At 63.5% G+C, this 24794-nt stretch carries 22 protein-coding genes; 16 read left to right on the forward strand and 6 right to left on the reverse strand.

What is annotated here, in order from left to right:
- Positions 1–57: 57 nt before the first annotated feature.
- The 4 genes from recO to tadA all read left to right on the forward strand — a co-directional run bounded on the left by recO (position 58) and on the right by tadA (position 3680).
- Complete coding sequence (recO, locus tag PSH81_RS05375) at positions 58–741, forward strand: DNA repair protein RecO (RefSeq protein WP_305392122.1); 684 nt, start codon at positions 58–60, stop codon at positions 739–741.
- Positions 742–792: 51 nt separating this feature from the next.
- Complete coding sequence (pdxJ, locus tag PSH81_RS05380; protein ID WP_135287580.1) at positions 793–1536, forward strand: pyridoxine 5'-phosphate synthase; 744 nt, start codon at positions 793–795, stop codon at positions 1534–1536.
- Positions 1537–1803: 267 nt separating this feature from the next.
- On the forward strand, positions 1804–3180 hold the full coding sequence (locus tag PSH81_RS05385) for a multicopper oxidase family protein (protein ID WP_192297439.1): 1377 nt from the start codon (positions 1804–1806) through the stop codon (positions 3178–3180).
- Positions 3180–3680, forward strand: a complete 501-nt coding sequence (tadA, locus tag PSH81_RS05390; RefSeq protein WP_226457805.1) for a tRNA adenosine(34) deaminase TadA — start codon at positions 3180–3182, stop codon at positions 3678–3680. The genes PSH81_RS05385 and tadA overlap by 1 nt, the downstream gene beginning before the upstream one ends.
- Before the next feature lie 76 nt (positions 3681–3756).
- Here tadA and cmoB read toward each other — a convergent pair whose 3' ends face one another.
- Together cmoB and cmoA are read right to left on the reverse strand one after the other, a co-directional pair.
- On the reverse strand, positions 3757–4713 hold the full coding sequence (gene cmoB, locus PSH81_RS05395) for a tRNA 5-methoxyuridine(34)/uridine 5-oxyacetic acid(34) synthase CmoB (RefSeq protein WP_305392123.1): 957 nt from the start codon (positions 4711–4713) through the stop codon (positions 3757–3759).
- Positions 4710–5453 (reverse strand): carboxy-S-adenosyl-L-methionine synthase CmoA, encoded by a 744-nt coding sequence (cmoA, locus tag PSH81_RS05400; protein ID WP_192297433.1) that lies wholly within the window; start codon positions 5451–5453, stop codon positions 4710–4712. Before cmoA ends, cmoB begins: the two co-directional genes overlap by 4 nt.
- Before the next feature lie 176 nt (positions 5454–5629).
- Here cmoA and PSH81_RS05405 point away from each other — a divergent pair, with 176 nt between their 5' ends.
- Positions 5630–5995, forward strand: coding sequence for a hypothetical protein (locus tag PSH81_RS05405; protein WP_226457803.1), 366 nt, complete (start codon positions 5630–5632; stop codon positions 5993–5995).
- On the opposite strand, the gene PSH81_RS05410 is transcribed toward PSH81_RS05405, so the two are convergent.
- From PSH81_RS05410 to PSH81_RS05425, 4 genes are all read right to left on the reverse strand, one after another.
- Positions 5968–6624, reverse strand: coding sequence for a lysoplasmalogenase (locus PSH81_RS05410; RefSeq protein WP_192297430.1), 657 nt, complete (start codon positions 6622–6624; stop codon positions 5968–5970). The two genes, PSH81_RS05405 and PSH81_RS05410, sit on opposite strands and share 28 nt — an antisense overlap.
- A 1-nt stretch (position 6625) precedes the next feature.
- Positions 6626–7015: a protease inhibitor I42 family protein gene (locus PSH81_RS05415; protein WP_226457802.1), complete on the reverse strand. Its 390-nt coding sequence runs from the start codon at positions 7013–7015 to the stop codon at positions 6626–6628.
- Positions 7016–7234: 219 nt separating this feature from the next.
- Entirely contained in the window at positions 7235–9658 is a 2424-nt protein-coding gene (lon, locus tag PSH81_RS05420; RefSeq protein ID WP_226457818.1) for an endopeptidase La, read from the reverse strand.
- 146 nt (positions 9659–9804) lie between these two features.
- The gene (locus tag PSH81_RS05425; protein ID WP_192297425.1) at positions 9805–10794 is read right to left on the reverse strand and encodes a GntR family transcriptional regulator; all 990 of its coding nucleotides are present in this window, start codon (positions 10792–10794) and stop codon (positions 9805–9807) included.
- 336 nt (positions 10795–11130) lie between these two features.
- Between PSH81_RS05425 and PSH81_RS05430 the strand changes: the two genes are divergently transcribed.
- From PSH81_RS05430 to PSH81_RS05480, 11 genes are all read left to right on the forward strand, one after another.
- Complete coding sequence (locus PSH81_RS05430; RefSeq protein WP_305392124.1) at positions 11131–12453, forward strand: amidase; 1323 nt, start codon at positions 11131–11133, stop codon at positions 12451–12453.
- A gap of 11 nt (positions 12454–12464) precedes the next feature.
- Positions 12465–13343, forward strand: a complete 879-nt coding sequence (locus PSH81_RS05435; RefSeq protein WP_003234086.1) for a polysaccharide deacetylase — start codon at positions 12465–12467, stop codon at positions 13341–13343.
- An 18-nt stretch (positions 13344–13361) separates the two neighbouring features.
- Positions 13362–14702 (forward strand): MFS transporter, encoded by a 1341-nt coding sequence (locus PSH81_RS05440; RefSeq protein WP_226457815.1) that lies wholly within the window; start codon positions 13362–13364, stop codon positions 14700–14702.
- Positions 14703–14712: 10 nt separating this feature from the next.
- Positions 14713–15474 (forward strand): SDR family NAD(P)-dependent oxidoreductase, encoded by a 762-nt coding sequence (locus tag PSH81_RS05445; protein WP_305392125.1) that lies wholly within the window; start codon positions 14713–14715, stop codon positions 15472–15474.
- 137 nt (positions 15475–15611) lie between these two features.
- On the forward strand, positions 15612–16361 hold the full coding sequence (locus PSH81_RS05450) for an SDR family NAD(P)-dependent oxidoreductase (RefSeq protein ID WP_305392126.1): 750 nt from the start codon (positions 15612–15614) through the stop codon (positions 16359–16361).
- 13 nt (positions 16362–16374) lie between these two features.
- Positions 16375–16668: a hypothetical protein gene (locus tag PSH81_RS05455; RefSeq protein ID WP_192297415.1), complete on the forward strand. Its 294-nt coding sequence runs from the start codon at positions 16375–16377 to the stop codon at positions 16666–16668.
- Positions 16669–16697: 29 nt separating this feature from the next.
- The gene (locus PSH81_RS05460; RefSeq protein ID WP_305392127.1) at positions 16698–17672 is read left to right on the forward strand and encodes a GTP-binding protein; all 975 of its coding nucleotides are present in this window, start codon (positions 16698–16700) and stop codon (positions 17670–17672) included.
- Positions 17669–18844 (forward strand): PotD/PotF family extracellular solute-binding protein, encoded by a 1176-nt coding sequence (locus PSH81_RS05465; protein WP_226457811.1) that lies wholly within the window; start codon positions 17669–17671, stop codon positions 18842–18844. Before PSH81_RS05460 ends, PSH81_RS05465 begins: the two co-directional genes overlap by 4 nt.
- Before the next feature lie 386 nt (positions 18845–19230).
- Positions 19231–21567 carry a bifunctional diguanylate cyclase/phosphodiesterase gene (locus PSH81_RS05470; RefSeq protein WP_305392128.1) on the forward strand — a complete coding sequence of 779 codons (2337 nt, stop codon included), beginning with the start codon at positions 19231–19233 and terminating at the stop codon, positions 21565–21567.
- Between the two features lie 209 nt (positions 21568–21776).
- The gene (locus PSH81_RS05475; protein ID WP_226455986.1) at positions 21777–22460 is read left to right on the forward strand and encodes a methylamine utilization protein; all 684 of its coding nucleotides are present in this window, start codon (positions 21777–21779) and stop codon (positions 22458–22460) included.
- Positions 22444–24792, forward strand: coding sequence for an EAL domain-containing protein (locus PSH81_RS05480; protein WP_226455985.1), 2349 nt, complete (start codon positions 22444–22446; stop codon positions 24790–24792). The genes PSH81_RS05475 and PSH81_RS05480 overlap by 17 nt, the downstream gene beginning before the upstream one ends.
- Positions 24793–24794: the final 2 nt, after the last annotated feature.

Raw genomic sequence — 24794 nt, forward strand, 5'->3', positions numbered from 1 at the left:
CCGCTCCCACATTCGGTTTGTGTAGTTTTCAACAATGCATTCCAGCAGTGAGACCCCATGTCCCAATCCCTCAGCCAACCCGCCTACGTCCTGCACAGCCGCGCCTACCGCGAGACCAGCGCTCTGGTGGACTTCCTCACGCCCCAAGGCCGCCTGCGTGCAGTGTTGCGCAGCGCGCGGGGCAAGGCGGGCACGCAGGCAAGGCCGTTCGTGGCGTTGGACGTGGAGTTTCGCGGCAAGGGCGAGCTGAAAAACGTTGGCCGCTTGGAAAGCGTCGGCACCTCTGCCTGGCTCAATGGCGAAGCGCTGTTCAGCGGCCTTTACCTCAACGAATTGCTGATTCGCCTGCTCCCTGCCGAAGACCCCCATCCGGCTGTCTTCGATCACTACGCCGCCACTTTGCTCGCCCTCGCCGAAGGCCGCCCCCTGGAGCCTTTGCTGCGTGCGTTCGAATGGCGCCTGCTCGACGACCTCGGCTACGGCTTCGAACTGGCCAACGACCTGCACGGCGAGCCCATCGCGGCCGACGGCATGTACCGCCTGCAAGTCGACGCCGGCCTGGAGCGCGTCTACCTGCTGCAACCCGGCCTGTTCCAGGGCACCGAGTTGCTGGCCATGAGCGAAGCCGACTGGAGCGCCCCCGGTGCCTTGTCCGCCGCCAAGCGTCTGATGCGCCAAGCGTTGGCCGTGCATCTGGGCGGCCGGCCGCTGGTCAGTCGCGAGTTGTTTCGAAAGCCCTGACAACCCCGTGTATGCTGTGCGGCGTTTCTTTCCCTTTTCAGGAGCGCTTCCGTGACCACCAGCAATCGCATTCTTCTTGGCGTCAACATCGACCACGTCGCTACCCTGCGCCAGGCCCGGGGCACCCGTTACCCTGACCCGGTCAAGGCTGCGCTGGACGCCGAAGAAGCGGGCGCCGACGGCATCACCGTGCACCTGCGCGAAGACCGTCGCCATATCCAGGAGCGCGACGTGTTGCTGCTCAAGGATGTGCTGCAAACCCGCATGAACTTTGAAATGGGCGTCACCGAAGAAATGATGGCGTTCGCCGAACGCATCCGCCCGGCGCACATCTGCCTGGTCCCGGAAACGCGCCAGGAACTCACCACCGAAGGCGGCCTCGACGTTGCCGGCCAGGAGGCGCGGATCAAGGCGGCGGTGGATCGTCTGTCGCAGATCGGCAGCGAAGTCTCGTTGTTCATCGATGCCGACGAGCGCCAGATCGAAGCCTCGCGCCGCGTCGGTGCGCCGGCCATCGAGCTGCACACCGGCCGTTATGCCGATGCCACCACGCCGACCGAAGTGGCTGACGAACTGCAGCGCATCATCGACGGTGTTGCCGTTGGCCTGCGCGAAGGTTTGATCGTCAATGCCGGCCACGGCCTGCACTACCACAACGTTGAAGCCGTGGCGGCGATCAAGGGTATCAACGAGCTGAACATCGGCCATGCGCTGGTGGCGCATGCGTTGTTCGTCGGCTTCAAAGGTGCCGTGGCCGAGATGAAGGCCCTGATCCTGGCTGCCGCCAAGGCCTGAACCAACACAGTCTAAAAACCACTGAAGATCAAAAAAATGTGGGAGCGGGCTTGCTCGCGAATGCGGTCTGTCAGTTGATACATCTGTGGCTGACCCACCGCTTTCGCGAGCAAGCCCGCTCCCACACAAGCCCACACCCACAGTTGATCTTTGGCGTGTCCAGAATTCAGCCATGCGGCAATGCGAAGCCTTACTGTTTAGCCGATGCAGGTGTATCGTATCAGCCCTTTGCAGGCCCTGTGCCCGCGGCCGATACGTGAGGTTGTTGTGTCCCGATCCTTTTCCCGTCGACAAATCCTGGGTGGTCTCGCAGGCCTGGCCGTAGTGGGCGTCGGTGCTGGTGGCGCCTACCGCTACTGGCTGGGAAAGGTCGCCGAGGCCGAAGCGGGCCACGATTACGAGCTGATCGCCGCGCCGTTGGACGTGGAACTGGTGCCGGGCCACAAGACCGAGGCCTGGGCGTTCGGCCCGTCGGCGCCGGGCACCGAGTTGCGCGTACGCCAGGGCGAATGGCTGCGGGTGCGCTTTATCAACCACCTGCCGGTCGCCACCACCATTCATTGGCACGGCATCCGCCTGCCGCTGGAAATGGACGGCGTGCCCTACGTCTCCCAGTTGCCGGTCTTGCCTGGTGAGTACTTCGACTACAAATTCCGTGTGCCCGACGCCGGCAGCTACTGGTATCACCCCCATGTGAACAGCAGCGAAGAACTCGGCCGTGGCCTGGTCGGCCCGCTGATCATTGAAGAGCGCGAGCCCACCGGGTTCAAACACGAACGCACCTTGAGCCTGAAAAGCTGGCACGTGGACGAAGAGGGCGCCTTCGTCGCTTTCAGCGTACCCCGTGAGGCCGCGCGTGGCGGTACTGCCGGGCGGTTATCGACGATCAACGGCGTGTCCCAGGCGGTGATCGACTTGCCCGCCGGGCAGATCACCCGCGTGCGCTTGCTCAACCTCGACAACACCCTGACTTATCGCATCAACATCCCTGACGTCGAAGCGCAGATCTACGCGCTGGACGGCAACCCTATCGAGCCGCGCCCGCTGGGCAAGGAATACTGGCTGGGCCCGGGCATGCGCATCTGCCTGGCGATCAAGGCACCGCCGGCCGGCGAAGAGTTGTCGATCCGCAACGGCCCGGTGCGCCTGGGCACGTTCCGCTCGGTCGCCAACAGCGATGCGCCGACGGACTGGCCAGCGGCGTTGCCCGCCAACCCGATTGCCGAGCCGGACCTGGCCAACGCCGAGAAACTCAACTTCAATTTCGAGTGGGTCGGCACCGTTTCCGTCGACGATGGTCGGCCGCCCAGCCTGTGGCAAATCAACGGTCAGGCCTGGGACATCACTGACAAGACCTGCGCCGACCGGCCCATCGCCAAGCTGGAGAAGGGCAAGAGCTACATCTTCGAATTGAAGAACATGACCCAGTACCAGCACCCGATCCACCTGCACGGCATGAGCTTCAAGGTGATCGCCTCGAACCGCCACAAGGTGATCCCGTACTTCACCGACACTTACCTGTTGGGCAAGAACGAACGCGCCCGCGTGGCGCTGGTGGCAGATAACCCGGGGGTATGGATGTTTCATTGCCACGTGATCGATCACATGGAAACCGGCCTGATGGCCGCCATCGAGGTGGCGTGATGCGCCAGTTCCGCCCCACCGCGATCATCGACCGCAGCCGCGACCAGGACTTCATGCGCGAAGCCCTGGCCCTCGCTGCCCAGGGCGCAGCCTTGGGTGAAGTGCCGGTAGGCGCGGTGCTGGTCCAGGACGGCGAAATCATCGGCCGTGGCTTCAATTGCCCGATCAGCGGCAACGACCCCAGCGCCCACGCCGAAATGGTCGCTATCCGCAATGCCGCGCAGGCCATCAGCAACTATCGGCTGGTGGGCAGCACGCTGTACGTGACGTTGGAACCGTGCAGCATGTGCGCCGGTTTGATCGTGCATTCGCGGGTGGCGCGGGTGGTGTACGGCGCGCTGGAGCCGAAGGCGGGGATTGTGCAGAGCCAGGGGCAGTTTTTTACCCAGGGGTTTCTCAATCACAAAGTGCTGTTTGAAGGCGGGGTGTTGGCCGAGGAGTGCGGTACCGTCCTCAGCGAATTCTTCAAGGCCCGAAGGGCCAAACCACAATCCAACTAACACCGCAGACCAATGTGGGAGCAGGCAAGCCAGCTCCCACAGTTTTGATCTCTATTTATTCAGTGAAACCGCACGCTTACTTGCGAGCGATGATGACGGCCCGCATCGGCGCCGGCAGCCCTTCGATGGTCTTGCTGTGATCCTCGGGATCAAGGAAGTCGCTCAGCGACTGATACTTCATCCACTCCGTCCCCCGCTGTTCCTCCACCGTGGTCACGCTCACGTCCACACAGCGCACATCACTGAACCCGGCGCGCCGCAGCCACAGCATCAGCGCCGGTACCGAGGGCAGGAACCACACGTTGCGCATCTGCGCGTAGCGGTCTTCCGGCACCAGTACTTGTTGCTGATCGCCTTCCACCACCAGGGTTTCCAGGACCAGTTCGCCGCCCTTGACCAGGGTGTCTTTCAGCGCCAACAGATGCTCGATCGGTGAACGCCGGTGATAGAACACGCCCATGGAAAACACCGTGTCGAAGCCTTCCAGGTTCGCCGGCAGGTCTTCGAACGGGAACGGCAGGTGCCAGGCCTTCGGTTCCGACAGGTAACGCTGCACCGCCTGGAACTGGCAGAAGAACAGCCAGTTCGGGTCGACGCCAATCACACTGTCCGCCCCGGCGCCGAGCATGCGCCACATGTAGTAGCCATTGCCGCAGCCCACATCAAGGATTCGCTTGCCCTTGAGGTTCAAATGCGGGGCCACCCGCGACCACTTCCAGTCTGAACGCCATTCGGTGTCCACATGCACGCCGAACAGGTTGAACGGGCCTTTGCGCCACGGGCTCAGGCCCATCAACGCGGTGCGCATTTGTGCGCGGGTTTCGTCGTCGCAATCGGTGTCGAGGGTCAGGCCATTGAGCAAGTCCACCTCGCTTGGCTGGATCTTTGGCAAGGCGTCCAACGCACTCTGCCAACGCTCCAGGTCGCCATGACCCTTTTCCATCTTGCTATCGAGTTGCGCTTGCAGGCCCTGGGCCCACACAGCCAGGGGAGTGCCGACCAGATGGCGGGCGAGGGGGGACAGATCAATCATGGCAAGGCAATCAACGAGGCAAAGTTAAGACACTGGAACCACGGCACGACTTTCGAGAAACCGGCCGCCAGCAGGCGTTCGCGGTGTTCTTCGAGGCTGTCGGGCTTCATGACGTTTTCGATGGCGCTGCGCTTCTGGGCGATTTCCAGTTCGCTGTAGCCGTTGGCGCGTTTGAACGCGATATGCAGGTCGGTGAGCAGTTCATGTTCTTCAACATCGTTGAAGCGCAGCTTTTCCGACAGGATCAGCGCCCCACCCGGCAGCAGCGACTGGCGGATGCGCGAGAGCAGCGCCAGGCGTTCTTCGGGGGCGATGAACTGCAGGGTGAAGTTCAGCGCCACCACCGAGGCCGGTTGAAATTGCAGCGCGAGAATATCGCCTTCGACCACCTCGACCGGCAGCAACTCCTGGAACATCGAGTCCTGGCCATTGAGGTACTCGCGGCAACGCTCGACCATCGCCGCCGAGTTATCCACCGCGATCACCCGGCAGCCGTCGGTACGCACATGCCGGCGCAGGGCCTGGGTCACCGCGCCGAGGGATGAACCGAGGTCGTAGAGCACGCTATTGGGCTGGGCAAACTGCGCCGCGAGCACGCCGAGGTTTTCGACGATGGTCGGGTAACCCGGCACCGAGCGCTTGATCATGTCCGGGAACACCCGCACCACATCCTCGTTAAAGGCGAAGTCCGGCACCTGGGTCAGGGGCTGGGCGAATAGGCGATCGGGTTGTTTGCTCACGGTTGTTCCGGCATTGATGGGGGGAAGGCCGGCATTTTAGCCAAGTTGACAGCGGGATGCATGGTTGATCGGACCGTTAGTCAGGCAAGGCGGGCGACCTGTTAATTCTGACAGTAGACGGCTTATTTGCGAGGGCCTAAGTTCGGGGGAGTCTGATATTCCCTGAGGATGCAATCATGAGCCTGAAACTGACCGTCACTGACAAGAAGTTGAAAGCGCTGCTGGCAAAGATCAACAAGGACAAGAAAATCGACGCCACTGAATTTCTCGATCTGAGAAAACAGGCGGATGACGAAATTGCCAAAAGCGCGTTGCTGCCCGTACGCGACAACCTGCGGATTATTTCCAATGCCGCCGACATCTTGTCCGACGCCATGAAGATCCTGTACCTGGAATTGCGTCGCCTCGACTACGGCGTGCCCGACAAGGACCCTGTCAAGAACGCCAAGAAAGAGGCGGAAAAGGCCGCGCTTAAAAAGGCCGTCGAATTTCAGTTGGCCTATGCCATCGAAAGTTATCGGTTCACGCTCGACAAGTTGTGAGGTACTCGGTCGAACGCCGACGCGGTGATCCCCCACTGGCCCAGCCAGTACGAGACGATCAACACATACGGCGCCGCCTCAAACGCCACCACAAAGCGGTTGATGCCGATCAGCGTGTCGGAAAACACAAACGATACCGCGCCCGCCGCTGCCAGTAACGCCGAGCGCTTGGGCACGTCGCTGCCCAGGCGTGCCAACGCTCGCCAGAGCATGGCGCTGATCACCGTTGCGTAAACCACCACGGGGATCAGCAAGTCGCCGAGGCCGTGTGAGATCAGGATGCTCAGCAGCACAGCCCCCACGCCCAGGGCCAATACCAACGGCAACAGCGCCAAGCGGCGGCAGTCGCTCAAGTACGCTTTGAGATACGCCAGGTGCGCGAACAAAAACGCGCCGAGGCCGAAGATAAACAAGTCGCCCGGCCACGCGAGCAGCACATCGCCCACCAGGGAGAAAATCAGCCCCAGGCTGATCCAGCGTCGATAGTCGGTGGGCGGCGCATCATGCAGCCAGCCCAGCAGCGCCAATACCGGCAGCGGTTTGACCAGCAGGCACAACAACGTCGCGTGGGTGCTCAGGCCGTAGATAAAGGTGCCGGCGCCCATCAACGCAAGAATCAGCCATGGCATATCAGTTCACCGTGATGGCGCAGTCGAAGGTCTCGGCGGGTTCGGCTTCGGGTTCCCAGGGTTGCTGGGAGGTCAGGCGCAAACGGCCCTGGCCCGCGGCGAAGGCCTGGAAGCGCCAGGTGGATTGCCCGCCGCCGCCGATCACCCCGGATTCACTGCTGCTGTAGACCTCGGGGCTCAACGCGCGGAGCACGCCGCCGGCGGAGTCCTGGATGGCCCAGCGGTAGCCGGTGGTGGGGTTGCTCGGCAGGGTCAGGATCAGGTTCTGCCCGGTCTTGAGCTGGAGCGGGCAGGCGCTTTGCTTGTCCACGCTGACGTTTTGCTTGGGAGCACTGGCGCAGGCGGCCAGCAGAGCAAGGCTCAAGGGGAGAAGCAGGCGGGCAGCAGTCATGAAGCCTCCGTTGATTGACGACGAAGGGCGAGCATAACCGAAGATGAGACAAGGTGTGACAAGGCGAAAGTGACATAAACCATTGTAGTGAGCGGGCTTGCCCCGCGCCGGGTGGCGAAGCCGCCCCAACCAGGCCGCTGCGGTGTTCCAGCAAGACCGAGGTGCCTGGGTTTGGGGCGGCTGCGCCGCCCAGCGCGGGCAAGCCCGCTCACTACCGTGTTATTGGAAGAGTACTTTGGCGACGTCAGCGAAGCGCTTGGCGAAGTGCACCGTCATGCCTTCCTTGAGGTACTCCGGCAACTCCTCAAAGCTGCCACGGTTCGGCTCCGGCAAAATCAGTTCATGAATCTTCTGGCGCCGAGCCGCAATCACCTTCTCACGCACGCCGCCAATCGGCAGTACGTGCCCGGTCAACGTCAGCTCGCCAGTCATGGCCACGCCTTTTTTCGGCGGCTGGTTGCGCGCCAGCGACAGCAATGCACTGGCCATGGTCACGCCGGCGCTCGGGCCGTCTTTTGGCGTGGCGCCTTCCGGCACGTGCAAGTGCACGAAGGCTTCGTCGAAGAAATTCGGATCACCGCCAAACGACTTCAGGTTCGAGCTGATGTAGCTGTAGGCGATTTCGGCGGACTCCTTCATCACTTCACCCAACTGCCCGGTGAGCTTGAAGCCGCGATTGAGCGTATGGATGCGCGTCGCCTCGATCGGCAATGTGGCGCCGCCCATGCTGGTCCAGGCCAGGCCAGTGATCACCCCGGTGCCGGACAGTACCTGCTCATTGCGGAACACCGGTATCCCCAGGGAGCGTTCCAGGTCCTTGGTGCCGATCTTGATCACCGAGTCCGGCTCATCCAGCAGCTTGACCACCGCCTTACGCACCAGTTTGCCCAGCTGTTTCTCCAACTGGCGCACCCCGGCTTCGCGGGCGTAACCGTCGATCAAGGCGCGCAGGGCGCCGTCGCTGATGGTCAGGCTGTTTTTCGCCACGCCGGCTTTTTCCAGCTGTTTGGGCCACAGGTGGCGCTTGGCGATGGCGACCTTTTCTTCGGTGATATAGCCCGACAGGCGAATCACTTCCATGCGGTCCAGCAGCGGGCCGGGGATCGAGTCGAGGGTGTTGGCGGTGCACACGAACAGCACTTTGGACAGGTCCAGGCGCAGGTCCAGGTAGTGGTCGAGAAATTCGATGTTCTGTTCCGGGTCGAGCGTTTCCAGCAAGGCCGACGCCGGGTCGCCCTGGAAGCTCTGGCCCATCTTGTCGATCTCGTCGAGCATGATCACCGGGTTCATCACCTCCACATCCTTGAGTGCCTGCACCAGCTTGCCGGGCAGGGCGCCGATGTAGGTGCGGCGGTGGCCCTTGATCTCGGCTTCGTCGCGCATGCCGCCGACGCTGAAGCGGTAGAACGGCCGCCCCAGGGATTCGGCGATGGATTTACCCACGCTGGTCTTGCCCACACCCGGCGGGCCTACCAACAGCACGATGGAGCCGGCGACTTCACCTTTATAGGCACCCACCGCGAGGAATTCGAGGATGCGGCTCTTGATGTCATCCAGGCCCGCATGGTGTTTGTCCAGCACCTTGCGTGCGTGTTTCAGGTCGAGCTTGTCCTTGCCGTATACGCCCCACGGCACCGCAGTGGCCCAGTCCAGGTAGTTGCGCGTGACCGCGTATTCCGGCGAGCCGGTTTCCAGGATCGACAGTTTGTTCAGTTCTTCATCGATGCGTTTCTGCGCCTGGGGCGGCAGCACCTTGCCTTCTAGGCGTTGCTCGAATTGTTCGACGTCGGCGCTGCGATCGTCCTTGGTCAAACCCAACTCCTGCTGGATGACCTTGAGTTGTTCCTTGAGGAAAAACTCGCGCTGGTGCTCACCGATATTGCGGTTCACCTCGGCGGAAATTTCCTTTTGCAGGCGTGCGACTTCCACCTCTTTGCGTAGCATCGGCAACACTTTCTCCATGCGCTTGAGCATGGGCACGCAGTCCAGCACTTCCTGCAACTCGTTACCGGTGGCCGAAGTCAGCGCGGCGGCGAAGTCGGTAAGCGGCGACGGGTCGTTGGGGCTGAAGCGGTTGAGGTAGTTCTTCAACTCTTCGCTGTACAGCGGGTTGAGCGGCAGCAGTTCCTTGATCGCATTGATCAGCGCCATGCCGTAGGCCTTGACCTCGTCGGTCGGCTCGGACGGCTGGTGCGGGTACTCCACTTCCACCAGGTACGGCGGACGATGGTGCTTGAGCCAGGTCTTGATGCGCACACGGGTCAGGCCCTGGGCGACAAATTGCAGCTTGCCGTTCTCACGGCTGGCGTGGTGCACCTTCACCAGGGTGCCGTACAGCGGCAGGCTGGAGGTGTCGAAATGGCGCGGGTCTTCCGGCGGCGTGTCCATGAAGAACAGGGCGAGGTTGTGGTGGTCGGATTTGCTCACCAACTCCAGGGTCTCGGCCCACGGCTCTTCGTTGACAATCACCGGCAGCACTTGCGCCGGGAAGAACGGGCGGTTGTGGATCGGGATGATATAGACCTTGTCCGGCAGGTTCTGCCCAGGCAGCGCCAGGCCGGTGTTGGACGAAGGGGATTGCGCGTTTTCGGGATCGGCGTAGTCGTTTAGATCGTATTCGGGGAATTCTTGCTGGTCGCTCATGGGGCACCTGCGTCATTAAGTATGCAGGTTAGATGGGGCGGGGTTGCGGTGGTTTCAATGGTGGGGGCGAGATAGCAACATATTGCACAGTATTTCTGCCCTGTGGGAGCAGGCAAGCCAGCTCCCACATTTTAAATTGCGTTTAGTCAGCTGATTTTGTGCAGGTAGGAGGGCAGGGGTTGCTCTGGTAGCACCGACAACACCTTGAGGCGCTGCAACATCCGCTGCCTGGCGCGCTGAAGATGCTCGCGCAGGTTGAGCGCCGCCGCATCAAACGCGCCATGCAACAACAACTCCAGAATCAACCGATGTTCGGCCAACATCGCCGGGTCCGCGCCGATGCCCAGCAACCGGTAAAAAATCCGGCTGATGATCATCGGGCTCTGCCCCTGGCGGATCAGTGCGGCGATCTTGCGGTTCTGCAAGCCGGCCAGGCAGCGTTGATGCAGATCCTCTTCGATCTGTTCGATGGCTTGCAGGCTGCATTGCGGGCTTTCCTGCGCTTCCAGCACCCGCTGCAACATCGCTTCCAGTGTCTCGCGATCCAGCCCCGGTGCGCTTTGGCGCAAGGCTTCGGGCTCCAGGCACGCGCGCAGTTCGTAGTCTTCGGTGACTTCCCGCGCGGTCAACGGCCCGGCCAGCCACTGGGAGTAAGGCTCTTTTTCCACCAGGCCACGGTCGCGCAAACGCATCAGTGCCTCACGTACCACCGCACGGCTGACGCCGTAATGGTCAGCCGCGGCTTGTTCGTCCAGGCGGTAATGGCCGAAGGCAATGCAGGTGGACAACGCCGCGCCGATTTCCTCGACGATGCGTTCGCCCAGCGGCCGCGTGTCCACCAGCTCATCTTCACCGTTCAGGCCCAGGTGCGCATGGCTCAAGGGCAGGCGCAACGGCTCCAGCGCCAGGCCCTCGGGGTTGATCAGATAACCCCGGCCGTTGAAGCGGCAGATCAAGCCTTCGTCATGCAGCAGGTCCAATGCCTTGCGCACCGGCACGCGGCTGGTGCCGAACAGTTCGGCCAGCGGCGCTTCCAGTAACACCAGGCCATGGCGGGCCGTGCCGTTGACGATCGCGTCACGCAACACCTGGTGAATCATCGCGTAACGAGAGGCCGAGGCGGACGCTGCTTTCATTGCTTTCCCTGGGGCATGTAGGACGGTGGCCGGGGATTCTCTCATAACTTGCGCCTGTCACCCTGCGCCACGGCGATGGCACTTTTTTGGGGCCTTGAATGTAGGGATGTTACTTTTCTGCACCAAAATGTACTTATTAATAAAAGATACATTATTTCATTGAAGGCGCTATTCGGCGTTCCCGCAAGATTTTTTTCCGCCAAGCGAAAGCATCTATCCCGCAGCTCTGGGCGAAATTCCCTACTTGCACGATGCGTCCCGGACGCAGACTGGCACGAAAGCTGCCTTTGTAAAATGTACATTTTATTAATATGTACGTTTTGGAGGGTCATCTTGATGTCAGACGCCACGTCCATGGCCGAGGATTTCGCCAGCGGTCGCAACGACCCGGTGCAGGTGCTCGAGCAAGCACTGTTGCACGCGAACATGGCCCCCAGCGTATTTATCTCGGTGAGCGCCGAGCGTGCCCGGCGTGAAGCCCAAGCCTCTGCCGCACGGTGGCGGGCCGGTCAGCCATTGAGCGTGTTCGACGGCGTGCCATTGGCCTGGAAAGACCTGTTCGACGTGGCCGGCAGCGTCACCACCGCCGGTGCCGCCTACCGGCGCAACGCTCCCGCCGCCGCGCTTGATGCGCCCTGTGTCGGCCTGTTGTGCCGCGCCGGGATGGTCAGCGTGGGCAAGACCAACCTCAGCGAACTGGCCTATTCCGGGCTGGGCCTCAACCCGCATTTCGGTACGCCGCACAACCCGAGCAGCAGCGATCAAGCCCGCATTCCCGGCGGTTCGTCATCGGGTTCGGCGGTCGCCGTCGCGGCCGGGATCGTGCCGATTGCCATGGGCACCGACACCGCCGGTTCGATCCGCATTCCCGCCGCGTTGAATGGCCTGGTGGGCTACCGCAGCAGCAGCCGACGCTACAGTCGCGACGGCGTATTCCCGTTGTCACGCACCCTCGACAGCCTCGGGCCACTGACCCGCAGCGTGCGCGATGCGCTGGCCATCGACGATCTGCTCCACGGCCGCCGCCAGACCCACAGCGCCCGCAGCCTCAAGGGCCTGCGCCTGGTGCTGGCGCAACAGGACGCCGAACCCGCGGTGCGCAACAACCTGCTGCACGCCGTGCAGCGACTCAAAGCCGCCGGTGCGCTGATCGAAGAACGTGAATGCCAGGCGTTCCAGGCCACCTTGCAGCTGATCCGGGATCACGGCTGGCTGGGCTCCTTCGAAGCCTTCGCCCTGCACGAAGCGTTGCTCGACAGCCCCGACGCCGCGCACCTCGACCCCCGCGTACGGCGCCGCCTCGAAGCTGCCCGCGGCTTGCCCGCCAGCCAATTGCTGCACCTGACCGAAGCCCGCCGTCGCCTGCAACAGCAACTGGCCGACGACCTCGACGGCGCCCTCCTGATCACCCCGACCGTCGCCCACGTCGCGCCGCCCCTGGCACCGCTGGAAGCCGACGACGACCTGTTCATCCAAACCAACCTCGCCACCCTGCGCCTGACCATGCCCGGCAGTTTCCTGGACATGCCCGGCGTGACCCTGCCCAGCGGCCGCGATGCCCTGGGCCTGCCCACCGGGCTGCTGCTCAGCGCCCCGACGGGGGAAGACGCGCGCGTGTTGCGCGCGGCGTTGTCCGTCGAATCCGTACTGACTATTTAAGGAGACACACCATGGCTAAAGACATCCTTTGTGCATTTGGCGTCGACGTTGACGCCGTCGCCGGCTGGCTCGGTTCCTACGGCGGTGAAGACTCGCCGGACGACATTTCCCGTGGCCTGTTCGCCGGAGAAATCGGCGCGCCACGCCTGCTCAAACTGTTCGAACGCTACGGCCTGCGCACCACCTGGTTTATCCCCGGTCACTCGATGGAAACCTTCCCCGAGCAGATGAAGGCCGTGGCCGACGCCGGCCACGAAATCGGCGTGCACGGCTACAGCCACGAAAACCCCATCGCCATGACTGCCGAGCAGGAAGAAATCGTCCTCGATAAATCCATCGAACTGATCACCCAAGTCACCGGCAAACGCCCCACTGGCTACGTCGCCCCGTGGTGGGAGTTCAGCAAGGTCACCAACGAGCTGCTGCTGAAAAAAGGCATCAAGTACGACCACAGCCTGATGCACAACGACTTCCATCCCTACTACGTGCGCAAGGGCGACAGCTGGACCAAGATCGACTACAGCCAGCACCCCGACACCTGGATGAAGCCCCTGGTGCGCGGCGAGGAAACCGACCTGGTGGAGATCCCGGCCAACTGGTACCTCGACGACCTGCCGCCGATGATGTTCATCAAGAAAGCCCCCAACAGCCACGGCTTCGTCAACCCGCGTCACCTCGAAGAAATGTGGCGCGACCAGTTCGACTGGGTCTACCGCGAACACGAACACGCGGTGTTCACCATGACCATCCACCCCGACGTGTCCGGCCGCCCGCAAGTGCTGCTGATGCTCGAACGCCTGATCGAACACATCCAGAGCCATGCCGGCGTGCGCTTCGTCACCTTTGACGAAATCGCCGACGACTTCATCCGCCGCCAACCCCGTACCTGACCCCCTGAGGCGCGACCCATGTCCATCTATAACAAGCTTGACCTGACTGGCTGGAAACCCCGGCAACTGACCTCCAAGGAAGTGCGTTTCGCGACCTGGATCGCGTTTTTCGCCTGGGTGTTTGCGGTGTATGACTTCATCCTCTTCGGCACCTTGCTGCCGGAAATCGGCCGGCACTTCGGCTGGGGGGAAGTGGAGCAAGCGCAAATCGCGACCTGGGTCGCGGTGGGCACGGCGGTGGTGGCGTTTGCTATTGGGCCGGTGGTCGACAAGTTGGGCCGGCGCAAAGGCATTATCTTCACCGTGGCGGGTTCCGCGCTGTGTTCGGCGCTGACTGCGATCGGTGGTGCGTGGGGCAAGTCGCCGCTGATACTGATCCGTTCGTTGGGCGGCCTGGGCTATGCCGAGGAAACCGTCAACGCCACCTACCTGAGCGAGCTGTACGGCGCCTCGGAAGATCCGCGCCTGACCAAGCGCCGTGGCTTCATCTACAGCCTGGTGCAAGGCGGCTGGCCGGTCGGTGCGTTGATCGCCGCCGGTTTGACCGCACTGTTGCTGCCGATCATCGGCTGGCAGGGTTGCTTTATCTTTGCCGCGATCCCGGCCATCGTCATCGCGATCATGGCGCGCAAGCTCAAGGAGAGCCCGCAGTTCCAGATCCACGAACGCATCAGCCAACTGCGCAAAAGCGGCGCGGTGACTGAAGCGCAAAACGTCGCCGTCACCTACGGCGTGGACTACGACGAACACGGCAAGGCCGGCCTCAAGGCCGCGTTCCGTGGCCCGGCCCGTCGTGCCACCCTGGTGATCGGTGCCGCGCTGTTGCTCAACTGGGCCGCGATCCAGGTGTTCAGCGTGCTGGGTACGTCGGTGATTGTCAGCGTGCACCACATCTCGTTCGAAAACTCGCTGATCATCCTCGTGCTCTCGAACCTGGTGGGTTACTGCGGTTACCTCAGCCACGGTTGGATGGGCGACAAGATCGGCCGTCGCAACGTCATCGGCCTGGGCTGGATGCTCGGCGGGCTGTCGTTCGCCGGCATGCTGTTCGGCCCGAGCAACATGGCGATGGTGGTCGGGCTGTACAGCCTGGGCCTGTTCTTCCTGATCGGCCCGTACTCGGCGGCACTGTTTTTTATCAGCGAGAGTTTCCCCACCAGCATCCGCGCCACCGGCGGCGCGATCATCCATGCCATGGGCCCGATTGGTGCCGTGGTCGCAGGTTTCGGCGCGACCCAAGTGCTGGCCGCCGGCAGCGACTGGCAGACCGCCGCGCTGTGGTTCGGTGCGGTGCCGTGCTTCCTGTCCGGTGTGTTGATGTTTGCCGCGCGCCATGTGCGTCCGGAAACCGTTCAGTAAGGAGTTTTTGATGAACCGTAAAGTTGCCTTGATTACCGGTGCCGCCAGCGGCATCGGCCAAGCCCTCGCCGTGGCCTATGCGCGGGTCGGTGTGGCGGTGGTCGGCGGGTATTACCCGGCCGACCCCCATGACCCGCAAACCACCGTAGCCCTGGTGCAACAAGCCGGCGGCGAGTGCCTGATGTTGCCGCTGGACGTGGGCGATACCGCCTCGGTCGACGCTCTGGCCGCGCAAGCCGTGGAGCACTTCGGTCGCCTCGATTACGCGGTGGCCAACGCGGGTTTGCTGCGCCGCGCACCGCTGCTGGAAATGACCGATGCGCTGTGGGACGAGATGCTCAATGTCGACCTGACGGGGGTGATGCGCACTTTCCGCGCCGCAGCCCGGCACATGGGCGAAGGCGGCGCGCTGGTGGCGATTTCGTCGATTGCCGGCGGCGTGTACGGCTGGCAGGAACACAGCCATTACGCCGCAGCCAAGGCCGGCGTGCCGGGGCTGTGCCGCTCGCTGGCGGTGGAGTTGGCAGCCCAGGGCATTCGTTGCAATGCGGTGATTCCGGGGTTGATCGAGACGCCGCAGTCGTTGGACGCGAAGAACTCCCTGGGGCCCGAAGGCCTGGCGAAAGCCGCGCGGGCGATCCCGCTGGGGCGGGTAGGGCGGGCGGATGAAGTGGCGTCGCTGGTGCAGTTCTTGACCAGTGAGGCGTCGAGCTACCTGACCGGGCAAAGCATCGTCATCGACGGCGGCCTGACCGTACGCTGGCCAGACTGAATGTACTGGGTCCAAATGTGGGAGCGGGCTTGCTCGCGAAAGCGGTGGTTCAGATAAATCAACTGTGACTGACACACCGCATTCGCGAGCAAGCCCGCTCCCACACGGGATCTGTGTGAGCTTAAGGGGATTAGTATATGCAGCAACTCATTAACCGCCGTGCCGTGATCACCGGCGCCGGCAGCGGCATCGGTGCTGCCATCGCCCGCGCCTATGCCGTCGAAGGCGCGCGCCTGGTGCTGGCCGACCGCAACGCGGCGAGCCTCGCCGAAACCGCGATCACCTGCCGCAACCTCGGCGCCGAAGTGGTCGAATGCCTGGCCGACGTCGGCACCGTCGACGGTGCCCAGGCCAGCGTCGACAAGTGCGTCGAACAGTTTGGCGGCATCGACATCCTGGTCAACAACGCCGGCATGCTCACCCAGGCGCGTTGTGTCGACCTGACCATCGAGATGTGGAACGACATGCTGCGCGTCGACCTTACCAGCGTGTTTGTCGCCAGCCAGCGTGCCTTGCCGCACATGCTCGCGCAGCGTTGGGGGCGGATCATCAACGTCGCCTCGCAACTGGGCATCAAGGGCGGTGCCGAGCTGACCCACTATGCGGCCGCCAAGGCCGGGGTGATCGGCTTTACCAAGTCCCTGGCGCTGGAAGTGGCCAAGGACAACGTGTTGGTCAACGCCATCGCCCCTGGCCCGATTGAAACGCCGCTGGTGGGCGGCATCAGCGACGACTGGAAGCGCGCCAAGGCCAAGGAACTGCCCCTGGGCCGCTTCGGCCTGGCCGACGAAGTCGCGCCCACCGCGGTGCTGCTGGCCAGCGAGCCGGGCGGCAACCTGTTTGTCGGCCAGACCCTCGGCCCGAACTCCGGCGACGTCATGCCATGAGCGAGGTGTAGCCATGTGCGGACTCTGCGGGCTGCTCGGCGAAGACCTGCACTGGAGCGACCCCCTGGGCGACGAGTTGCCCAGGCGCCGCGAGCGCCTGCGCCGGATCGCGGCGATTAACCAGGTGCTGGCGGTGTTCCGGCTCAAGGTCGAAGACTTCCAGGGCGCCTCGTACCTGTTGCTCGGCGCCACGGGCAAGCAGGAACTGGCCAGCGGCCTGGATCAACTGTGGCAGGCCGCCGAAACCATGCTCGGCCGTGCGCTGGACCCGCTCGATCCAAAATTGCTCGACCATCTTGAACACTGAACCCGCCCGCTGTGGCGAGGGAAACGACCATGAGTATCGCGCTGAACGTCATCACCGGTTTCCTCGGCAGCGGCAAGACCACCTTGCTCAAGCGCCTGCTGCAAGGTGAAAGCCTTGGCGACACCGCGCTGCTGATCAATGAATTCGGCGATGTCGGCATCGACCATCTGCTGGTCGAAGCAGTCGCGCCGGACACGGTGCTGCTGCCCAGCGGCTGCGTGTGCTGTTCGATTCGCGGCGAGTTGAAAGACGCGCTGCTGGGCCTGCTGCAACGCCGCGAGCGTGGTGAAATCCCGGCGTTCAAGCGGGTGATCCTGGAGACCACCGGCCTGGCCGATCCAGCGCCGATCCTGGCCACTTTGAACAATGACGTGCAACTGCGCGGGCGTTTTCATATCGGCCTGGTGATCACCTTGGTCGACGCCAGCCACGCCACGCTGCAAGAGCGCCTGCACCCGGAATGGCTGGCCCAGGTCGCGGCGGCGGATCGCTTGCTGCTGAGCAAGACCGATGTGGCCGGTGATAGTGGCCCACTGCGCGCGCACTTGCAGGCGCTGAATGCCGGCACGCCCATCCTCAACACCCACGAGATCCACAGCGGCGACCAATTGCTGCTCGGCGAAGGCCTGCGCAGTGCCGAGCCCGCCGTGGAGGTCGGCCGCTGGCAACTGCACCAACCCGTCAGCGCCACCCACGGCGCCGCGCAGGTGTGCTGCCTGACCTTCGAGCAGCCGTTGGATTGGGTCGGTTTCGGGGTGTGGCTGTCGATGCTGTTAAGATGCCATGGCGAACGAATCCTCCGGGTCAAAGGACTGCTCAACGTGAACGCCAGCCACGCCCCCATCGTCATTCATGGCGTGCAGCACTGCCTGCATGCCCCGGTGCATTTGCCTGCCTGGCCGGGCGACGAACGCCAGTCGCGCCTGGTATTTATCCTGCGCGGCCTCGACCCGGCGCTGCTGCGCCGTTCCTTTGAAGTGTTCTCACGGCGGTTCGCCCAATGATCACCTTGCGGGTGCTCGGCACCTCCGTGACCTTACTGGAATGCCTGCGCGTGCGCGCCGAGCAGGAACTGGGTATTCGCCTGGTCTATCAGGTGCACGACGTCGAACAGGCCCAGCGCATTGCGGTGATGCAGCCCGACAGCTACGACCTGTACGACCAGTGGTTCCACAACGTCGACTTCGTGTGGCCGGCGCGGGCGATCCAGCCCATCGACACGCGGCGCATCGCGCTGTGGCACGAAATCAACGACCTGCCCAAGCGCGGCCGGCTGTCGCCGGATGACCGCCTCGGCAGCGGCAGCGTGCCCAGTGAGCGCCTGTTCGTGCAGCACGACGGCAGCCTCGGCAGCACCGTCACCGAACGCATCAGCATGCTGCCCCTGACCCACAACGCCGACAGTTTCGCCTACCGCCCCGAACGGCTGCCCGAAGGCTTTTGCCACCGCAACGAAAGCTGGGGCTGGCTGCTCGACCCGGCCTGGAGCGCACGCACCGCGCTGCAAAGCGACGCGGCCATCGGCGCACTGGACGCGGCATTGGCGGTGCAGGGCGCGGGTCTGGCACAGTTCAAGGACATCGGCAACATGAGCATCGAAGAGATCGACGTGCTCGCCACTATCCTGGTGCGCAAACAGAAGGAAGGCCACTTCGCCGCGTTCTGGTCGGACGACGAAGAGGCTGCCCAACTGATGCTCAGCCCAAGTATCGACATCCAGAGCCTATGGTCACCGACCCTGATGCGCCTGCACCGCGCTGGGGTGAAATACCGCCTGGCGGTACCGCGCGAGGGCTATCGCGCCTGGTTCGGCGGCCTGTCGTTGTCACGGCATGCCCGGGGCCCGGTGCTGGATGCGGCCTACGCCTACCTCAATTGGTGGCTGTCCGGCTGGCCCGGCGCAGTGATGGCGCGCCAGGGTTACTACATCGGCAACCCGGCCCGCAGTCGCGATCACCTGAGCAGCGCCGAGTGGGATTACTGGTACGCCGGCCAACCGGCCCGGGAAGAATTGCTCGGCAGCGATGGCCTGCCGCTGATCGACATCGGTGAAGTGCGCGATGGCGGCTCCTACGAGCAGCGCATGGGGCATATCGCGGTGTGGAACTCGGTGATGGACGAGCACAACTACTTGGTACGGCGCTGGGGCGACTTCATGCGCGCCCGCACCCTGTGACCTCATGCGCGCCCGCACCTGTAGTGAGCGGGCTTGTCCGCGCTGGGTGGCAAAGCCGCCCTAAACCCTGACACCTCGATCTTGCTGAAACACCGCGGCGGACCATTTGGGGCGGCTGCGCCACCCAGCGCGGGGCAAGCCCGCTCACTACAAGGTGTCGAATGCGGGGGAGGTGGACGTTCGGTCAAGCCAGTGTCGCCAATAAATTGGCAGTGATTTTCCCTGTTCTATTGGGTGTACATATCCCAGGTCCCAGCTAACCTGCTTAAACCGAATATCCAATTGAAATGGATGTTTTTTTGACGCCAGGTCAGCAGTTGCCAGGGATGCGTATGACACAGGGACGTAGTGGCAGAAAGACACAGTTGCTGCCAGAGGGCACTGCAATGAGGTGGCGCCATACGTTCCAGACCCGTATCGCCGGGGTGCTCGCGTTATTGCTGTTGGTGGTCGTCGCCGCCACTTACTTTGCCGTCAAGGCCGCAACCACCCGGGCCGTCGAGAACCAGGCCGAGGTCCAGCTGGAAACCGGCAGCCAGGTGTTCGAGCGCCTGCTCGACCTGCGCGGTCGCCGCCTGCAATACGGCCTGGATTGGCTGACCGCCGACGAACCTTTCAAGCAAGCCGTGAGCGAAGGCAAGACCGCAGCCATCCTGGCCGCGTTGTACCGGCACGGCACCGGTATCGGTTCCAGCGAAGTGTTTGTATTGGGCCTGGACGGTAGGGTCACGGTCAGCACCTTGCCGCTGTTCACCCCTGGCATGCTGTTCCCCCAGGACGCAGCCTTGCGCCATGCGCGGCGCAGCGGTCTGCAAATGTTGATCGTGGCCATGGACGGGCATCCCTACCTGCTGGTGCAAAAGGACGTCTTGAACCCGCAGCCGGTGGCGCGCGTCGTCATGGGCTTTGCGATGGACGCCCAGTTCGCCAACGAACTGCGTTCCATGAGCAACCTGGAAGTGTCGTTCCTCGCCAGGCAGGACGGTCGCACCGGCCCGTTGTTCAGCACCCAGCCCGACACGGTCCGCGCCGATATTCTCGCCACGCTGCGCCGGGTGCCGGCCACCTCCGAGGCCTACATCGAACGCTTCCACGGCCAGCGCATGCTCAGTCAGGTGCTGTCGCTGGCCAATACCGGCGAGAGCGATGAGGTGCGGGTGCTGCTGCAAAGCCCACTGGACCACGCCCTGGAATCCTTTGCGCCGCTGGACCGGCAGTTCCTCGGGATAGCCCTGGCGGTGCTGGTGGTGTCGCTGGCCGGCGCGTTGTTCCTGGCGCGGCGGGTATCGCGCCCGCTGAATGCGTTGGTGGAGGCCGCTGACCGTATCGGTGCCGGCGATTACCGCACCCCGGTGCGTGTGCGCAGCCACGATGAATTCGGCCTGTTGGCCCGGGCGTTCAATGCCATGCAAAGCGGCATCGCCGTGCGCGAGCGGCAACTGGCGCACAACGCCCTGCATGACTCTCTTACCGGCCTGCCCAACCGTGCGCTGGCGATGGAGCGCCTGGGCAGCGCGATCAGTGCGCGTCGGCCAGTGGTGTTGCTGTATGTGGGGATCGAAAACTACCGCCTGATCAACGAGGGTTTCGGCGCCCAGGGCGTCGAGGAAATGCTCCGCGAAGCCAGCCGTTGCCTGTCCATGAGCCTGCTCGCCAGCGACACTGCCGCCCGTATCGCTGGCAGTGAATTCCTGGTGCTGCTGGAAAACACCGAGATCGACCGCGCCGTCGCCCGCGCCGACCGCCTCTACGCGCTGCTCACCGAACCCCAGCGCATCGGCCATGACGAAGTGCGCCACGAGGTCAGTATCGGCATCGCCGCCTACCCCGGGGACGGCCAGCAGGTGGAAGAGTTGATCAGCCGCGCCGCGATTGCCCGGCACGACGCGGCCACCTTGCCCGGGCATTTGCAGATCTATCAGCAGCACCGCGAGTTGGCCCACCAGCGCCAGATCACCCTGATCCGCGACCTGCGCCGTGCGGTGGTCGAAGGCGAACTGTTCCTGTGCTACCAGCCCAAGCTCGACCTCAGCCAGGGCTATGTGCGCCAGGCCGAAGCCTTGCTGCGCTGGCAACATCCGACCCTGGGCCAGGTGTCGCCGGCCGAGTTCATTCCCCTGGCCGAGCGCACCGGCAGCATGGCCAGCCTGACTCTGTGGGTGATCGAAGAAGCGATCCGCCAGATTGCCGAGTGGGGGCAGCGCGGGCTGCATATCCAACTGTCGGTGAATATTTCGGTGGATGACCTGGCCGATGATGACCTGGCGATTCGTGTCACCGCGTTGCTGATGCACTACGCGGTGGCGGCCGAGCAACTGATCTTCGAGATCACCGAAAGCGCGATCATGCACAACCCGCAACAGGCACTGAACGTGTTGGAGCAACTGCGCGGTTGCGGTATCAGTCTGTCGGTGGACGACTACGGCACCGGCTATTCGTCCCTCGCGCAATTGCAGCGCTTGCCGGTGCAGGAGTTGAAGATAGACCAGTCCTTTGTGCGCAACCTCGACAGCGCCAGCGGCGACGGGGTAATCGTGCGTTCCACCATCGAGATGAGCCACAACCTGGGGCTCAAGGTGGTGGCCGAAGGCGTGGAGTTTGCGCCGAGCCTGAAGCTGCTCAAGCAGTGGAAGTGCGACACCGCCCAGGGTTACCTGATCAGCCGGCCATTGAATGCCATGGCGTTCGAGATGTGGATGCGCCGCGAGCGGGTGCCGCTCTAGAAAACCCCGGTTGCAGCGGCTACAGATTTTTCGTGCTGCGCCGATGACCTCTACATGTCCTGACCGATTGCATAGTTTTTTGCCGACCGGCGGTCAAGCTTTGCGCTGAAACAATGATGGCAATTGGCCTTGTTTGCGGCATCATCTGCGCCATAACCCTCGTATGTGCCAAGGCAGGCCGCTTTTTTTCACTGCCGTGCGGACCCTTGATGAACCGGATTTTCCTACAGTTTTCCCTGGCGGCCGTATTGTTGTCCGCCCACACCGACGCCGGTGCCGCGACACTGGACGTACAGGTGCGCCAGGCCGATCAGACGCCGGTCAGCGATGCCGTGATCACCTTGCAAGGTCCGGTCGGTGCGCCCGTCGGCACGCTCAAGGCCGATATGGATCAACGCGGCCAGAAGTTCGCGCCCCATGTGCTGGCGGTGCACACCGGCACCCAGGTGCGCTTCCCCAACAGCGACAACATCCGCCATCAGGTCTATTCGTTCTCCGCGGCCAAGCGCTTTGAACTGCGCCTGTACGAAGGCACGCCCACCGAACCGTTGCTGTTCGACAAGCCCGGGGTGGTGGTGCTCGGCTGCAATATCCACGATTGGATGCTCGGCTACATCTATGTCACCGACGACCCCCGCTTCGGCGTCAGCGATGCCCAGGGCCGCGTGCGCCTGGACAACCTGCCGGCCGGTGCCTACCACGTCACCCTGTGGCACCCGCAATTGCTCGACATGCAGCCGCAGGACGGCGGCACCCTGAGCCTGCCTGCCGCGGGCCTGAGCCACGCCGTGCAACTCAAGCTTGAACCGCCGTCGGCCGACCTGCCGCCAGCGCCCACACCGACTGCGTTTGGCGATGCCTTCAATCGAGCCGCCCATGAAACTGCGCAGTAGCTTCCAGGCGCGTGTCGCCAGTGTGCTGATCCTGCTGTTGCTGGTGGTGGTCGGTGCGCTGTATTTCAGCGTCAAGGCCGCGACCAGCGAGGCGGTGCGCGGCCAGGCCAAGGCGCAATTGGAAGTCGGTGCGCGGGTCTTCGAACGCTTGCTCGACGTGCGCGGCCGGCGCCTGGCCGACGGTGTGCAGTTGCTGGCGTCCGACTTCGGTTTTCGCGATGCGGTGGCCAGTGGCGATTCGGCCACCATGCGCTCGGTACTGTTCAACCACGGCAAGCGCATCAACGCCAGCGACATGATCCTGTTGGGCATGGACGGCAAAGTCCTCGCCAGCACCCTCGACGAGGTGCCCGAAGGCTCGACCTTTCGTTATGACCAGGCGCTGCGCGATGCGCGGCGCAATCGCCAGACCATGCTGATGGTGCCGCTGCAAGGCATGCCGCACCTGCTGGTGGAAGCGCCGGTGCTCGCGCCGCTGCCGATTGCGCGGGTAGTGATGGGCCTGCGCATGGACAGCGCGTTCGCCGAAGAGCTGCGCTCGTTGAGCAACCTGGAAGTGTCGTTCCTGAGCCTCGACCGCCAGCAGCCGGGCGAGTTGGTCAGCACCCAGCCCCAGGTACTGCGCGACAGTATCGTCAACCTGATGCTGGCGCAGGGTACGCATCACGGTGTGGCCACCACCGAACACCTGGAACACAGTTTTCTCAGCCAGTCGCTGGTGTTGGCCAGCGACGCCGACGGCCAGGTCCTGGCCCTGTTGCAGAGCCCCTTGGATGCGGCGATGCAGGCGTTTGCGCCGCTCGACGAAAAAATTCTCGGGATTGCCTTGATCGCGTTGATTGCCTCGTTGATCGGTGCCTTGCTGCTGGCACGCGGTGTCTCGCGCCCGGTGCAGGCCCTGGCGCTCGCCGCCGAACGCATCGGCCAGGGCGATTACCAGACGCCCGTGGTGCTGGCGCGCAGTGATGAACTGGGGCGCTTGGCCAGCGTGTTCAACTCGATGCAAAGCGGCATCGCCGAGCGCGAGCTGCAACTGGCGCACAACGCCTTGCATGATCGCCTCACCGGCTTGCCCAACCGCGCATTGGCCATGGAACGCCTGGGCAATGCCATTGCCACGCACCGGCCGATGGCGCTGATCTACCTGGGCATCGACAACCTGCGCGCTGCCAGCGAAACCGCCGGGCCTGAGGCAGTCGACCAGTTGTTGCTGGACGTGAGCCGCAGCCTGCAAGGCGCGTTGCGCCCCGGCGATACCCTGGCGCATTTGATCGCCGACGAATTCCTGCTGCTGCTCGAAGGCGCCGGCAGCGACGAAGCGGTGGGCCTGGCCGACAAGCTGCAACAGTTGCTGCTGCGCCCACGCCGCATCAACGGCCACGACCTGGCGCTGGATTGCCGCCTTGGCATTGCGGCCTACCCGGACGATGGTGAAAGCGCCGACACCTTGCTCGAGCGTGCGGCGATTGCGATGAAGGACGCCGCGCAAATGCCCGGCCGCCTGCAGATCTACGAACACGGTCGCGACCTTGTTCACCGTCGCCAGGTCACCCTGATCCGCGACCTGCGCCACGCGCCCAGCCAGGGCCAGTTGCTCTTGCACTACCAACCCAAACTCGACATCCGCCAAGGCCACGTACGCCAGGCCGAAGCCCTGTTGCGCTGGCAGCATCCGCAGTTCGGCATGGTTTCGCCGGCGGAATTCATCCCCCTGGCCGAACGCTCGGGCAGCATCCAGTTGCTGACCCATTGGGTGATCGAGGAGGGCATCCGCCAACTGTGTGAATGGAACCGGCGCGGCCTGTCCCTGCAACTGTCGCTGAACATCTCGGCGGATGATCTGCTCGGTGATGACCTGGCCCATCGCGTCTCGGCGCTGCTGCGCCGTTATGGCTTGCCGGCCGAACAACTGCTGTTCGAGATCACCGAAAGCGCGGTGATGCGCGAGCCGGAAAAAGCCCTGAAAGTCCTGCACCTGCTGCGCGACTGTGGCATCAGCCTGTCGGTGGATGACTTCGGCACCGGCTATTCGTCGCTGGCGCACCTCAAGCGCCTGCCGGTGCAAGAGTTGAAGATCGACCAATCCTTTGTGCGCAACCTTGATGAAACCAGTGAAGACGCGGTGATCGTGCGTTCCACCATCGAGATGAGCCACAACCTGGGCCTCAAGGTTGTCGCCGAGGGCGTCGAGTACGCCCATAGCCTACGCTTGCTGGAGCGCTGGCAATGCGACACGGCCCAGGGTTATCTGATCAGCCGGCCGTTGAGCGCCGATGCTTTCGAAGCCTGGGTGGCGCTGCCCCTCAGTGCGCAAACTTCCCTGGTTCATTGAGT

The sequence above is a fragment of the Pseudomonas sp. FP2335 genome (genome assembly GCF_030687535.1).
Classification (GTDB): Bacteria; Pseudomonadota; Gammaproteobacteria; order Pseudomonadales; family Pseudomonadaceae; genus Aquipseudomonas.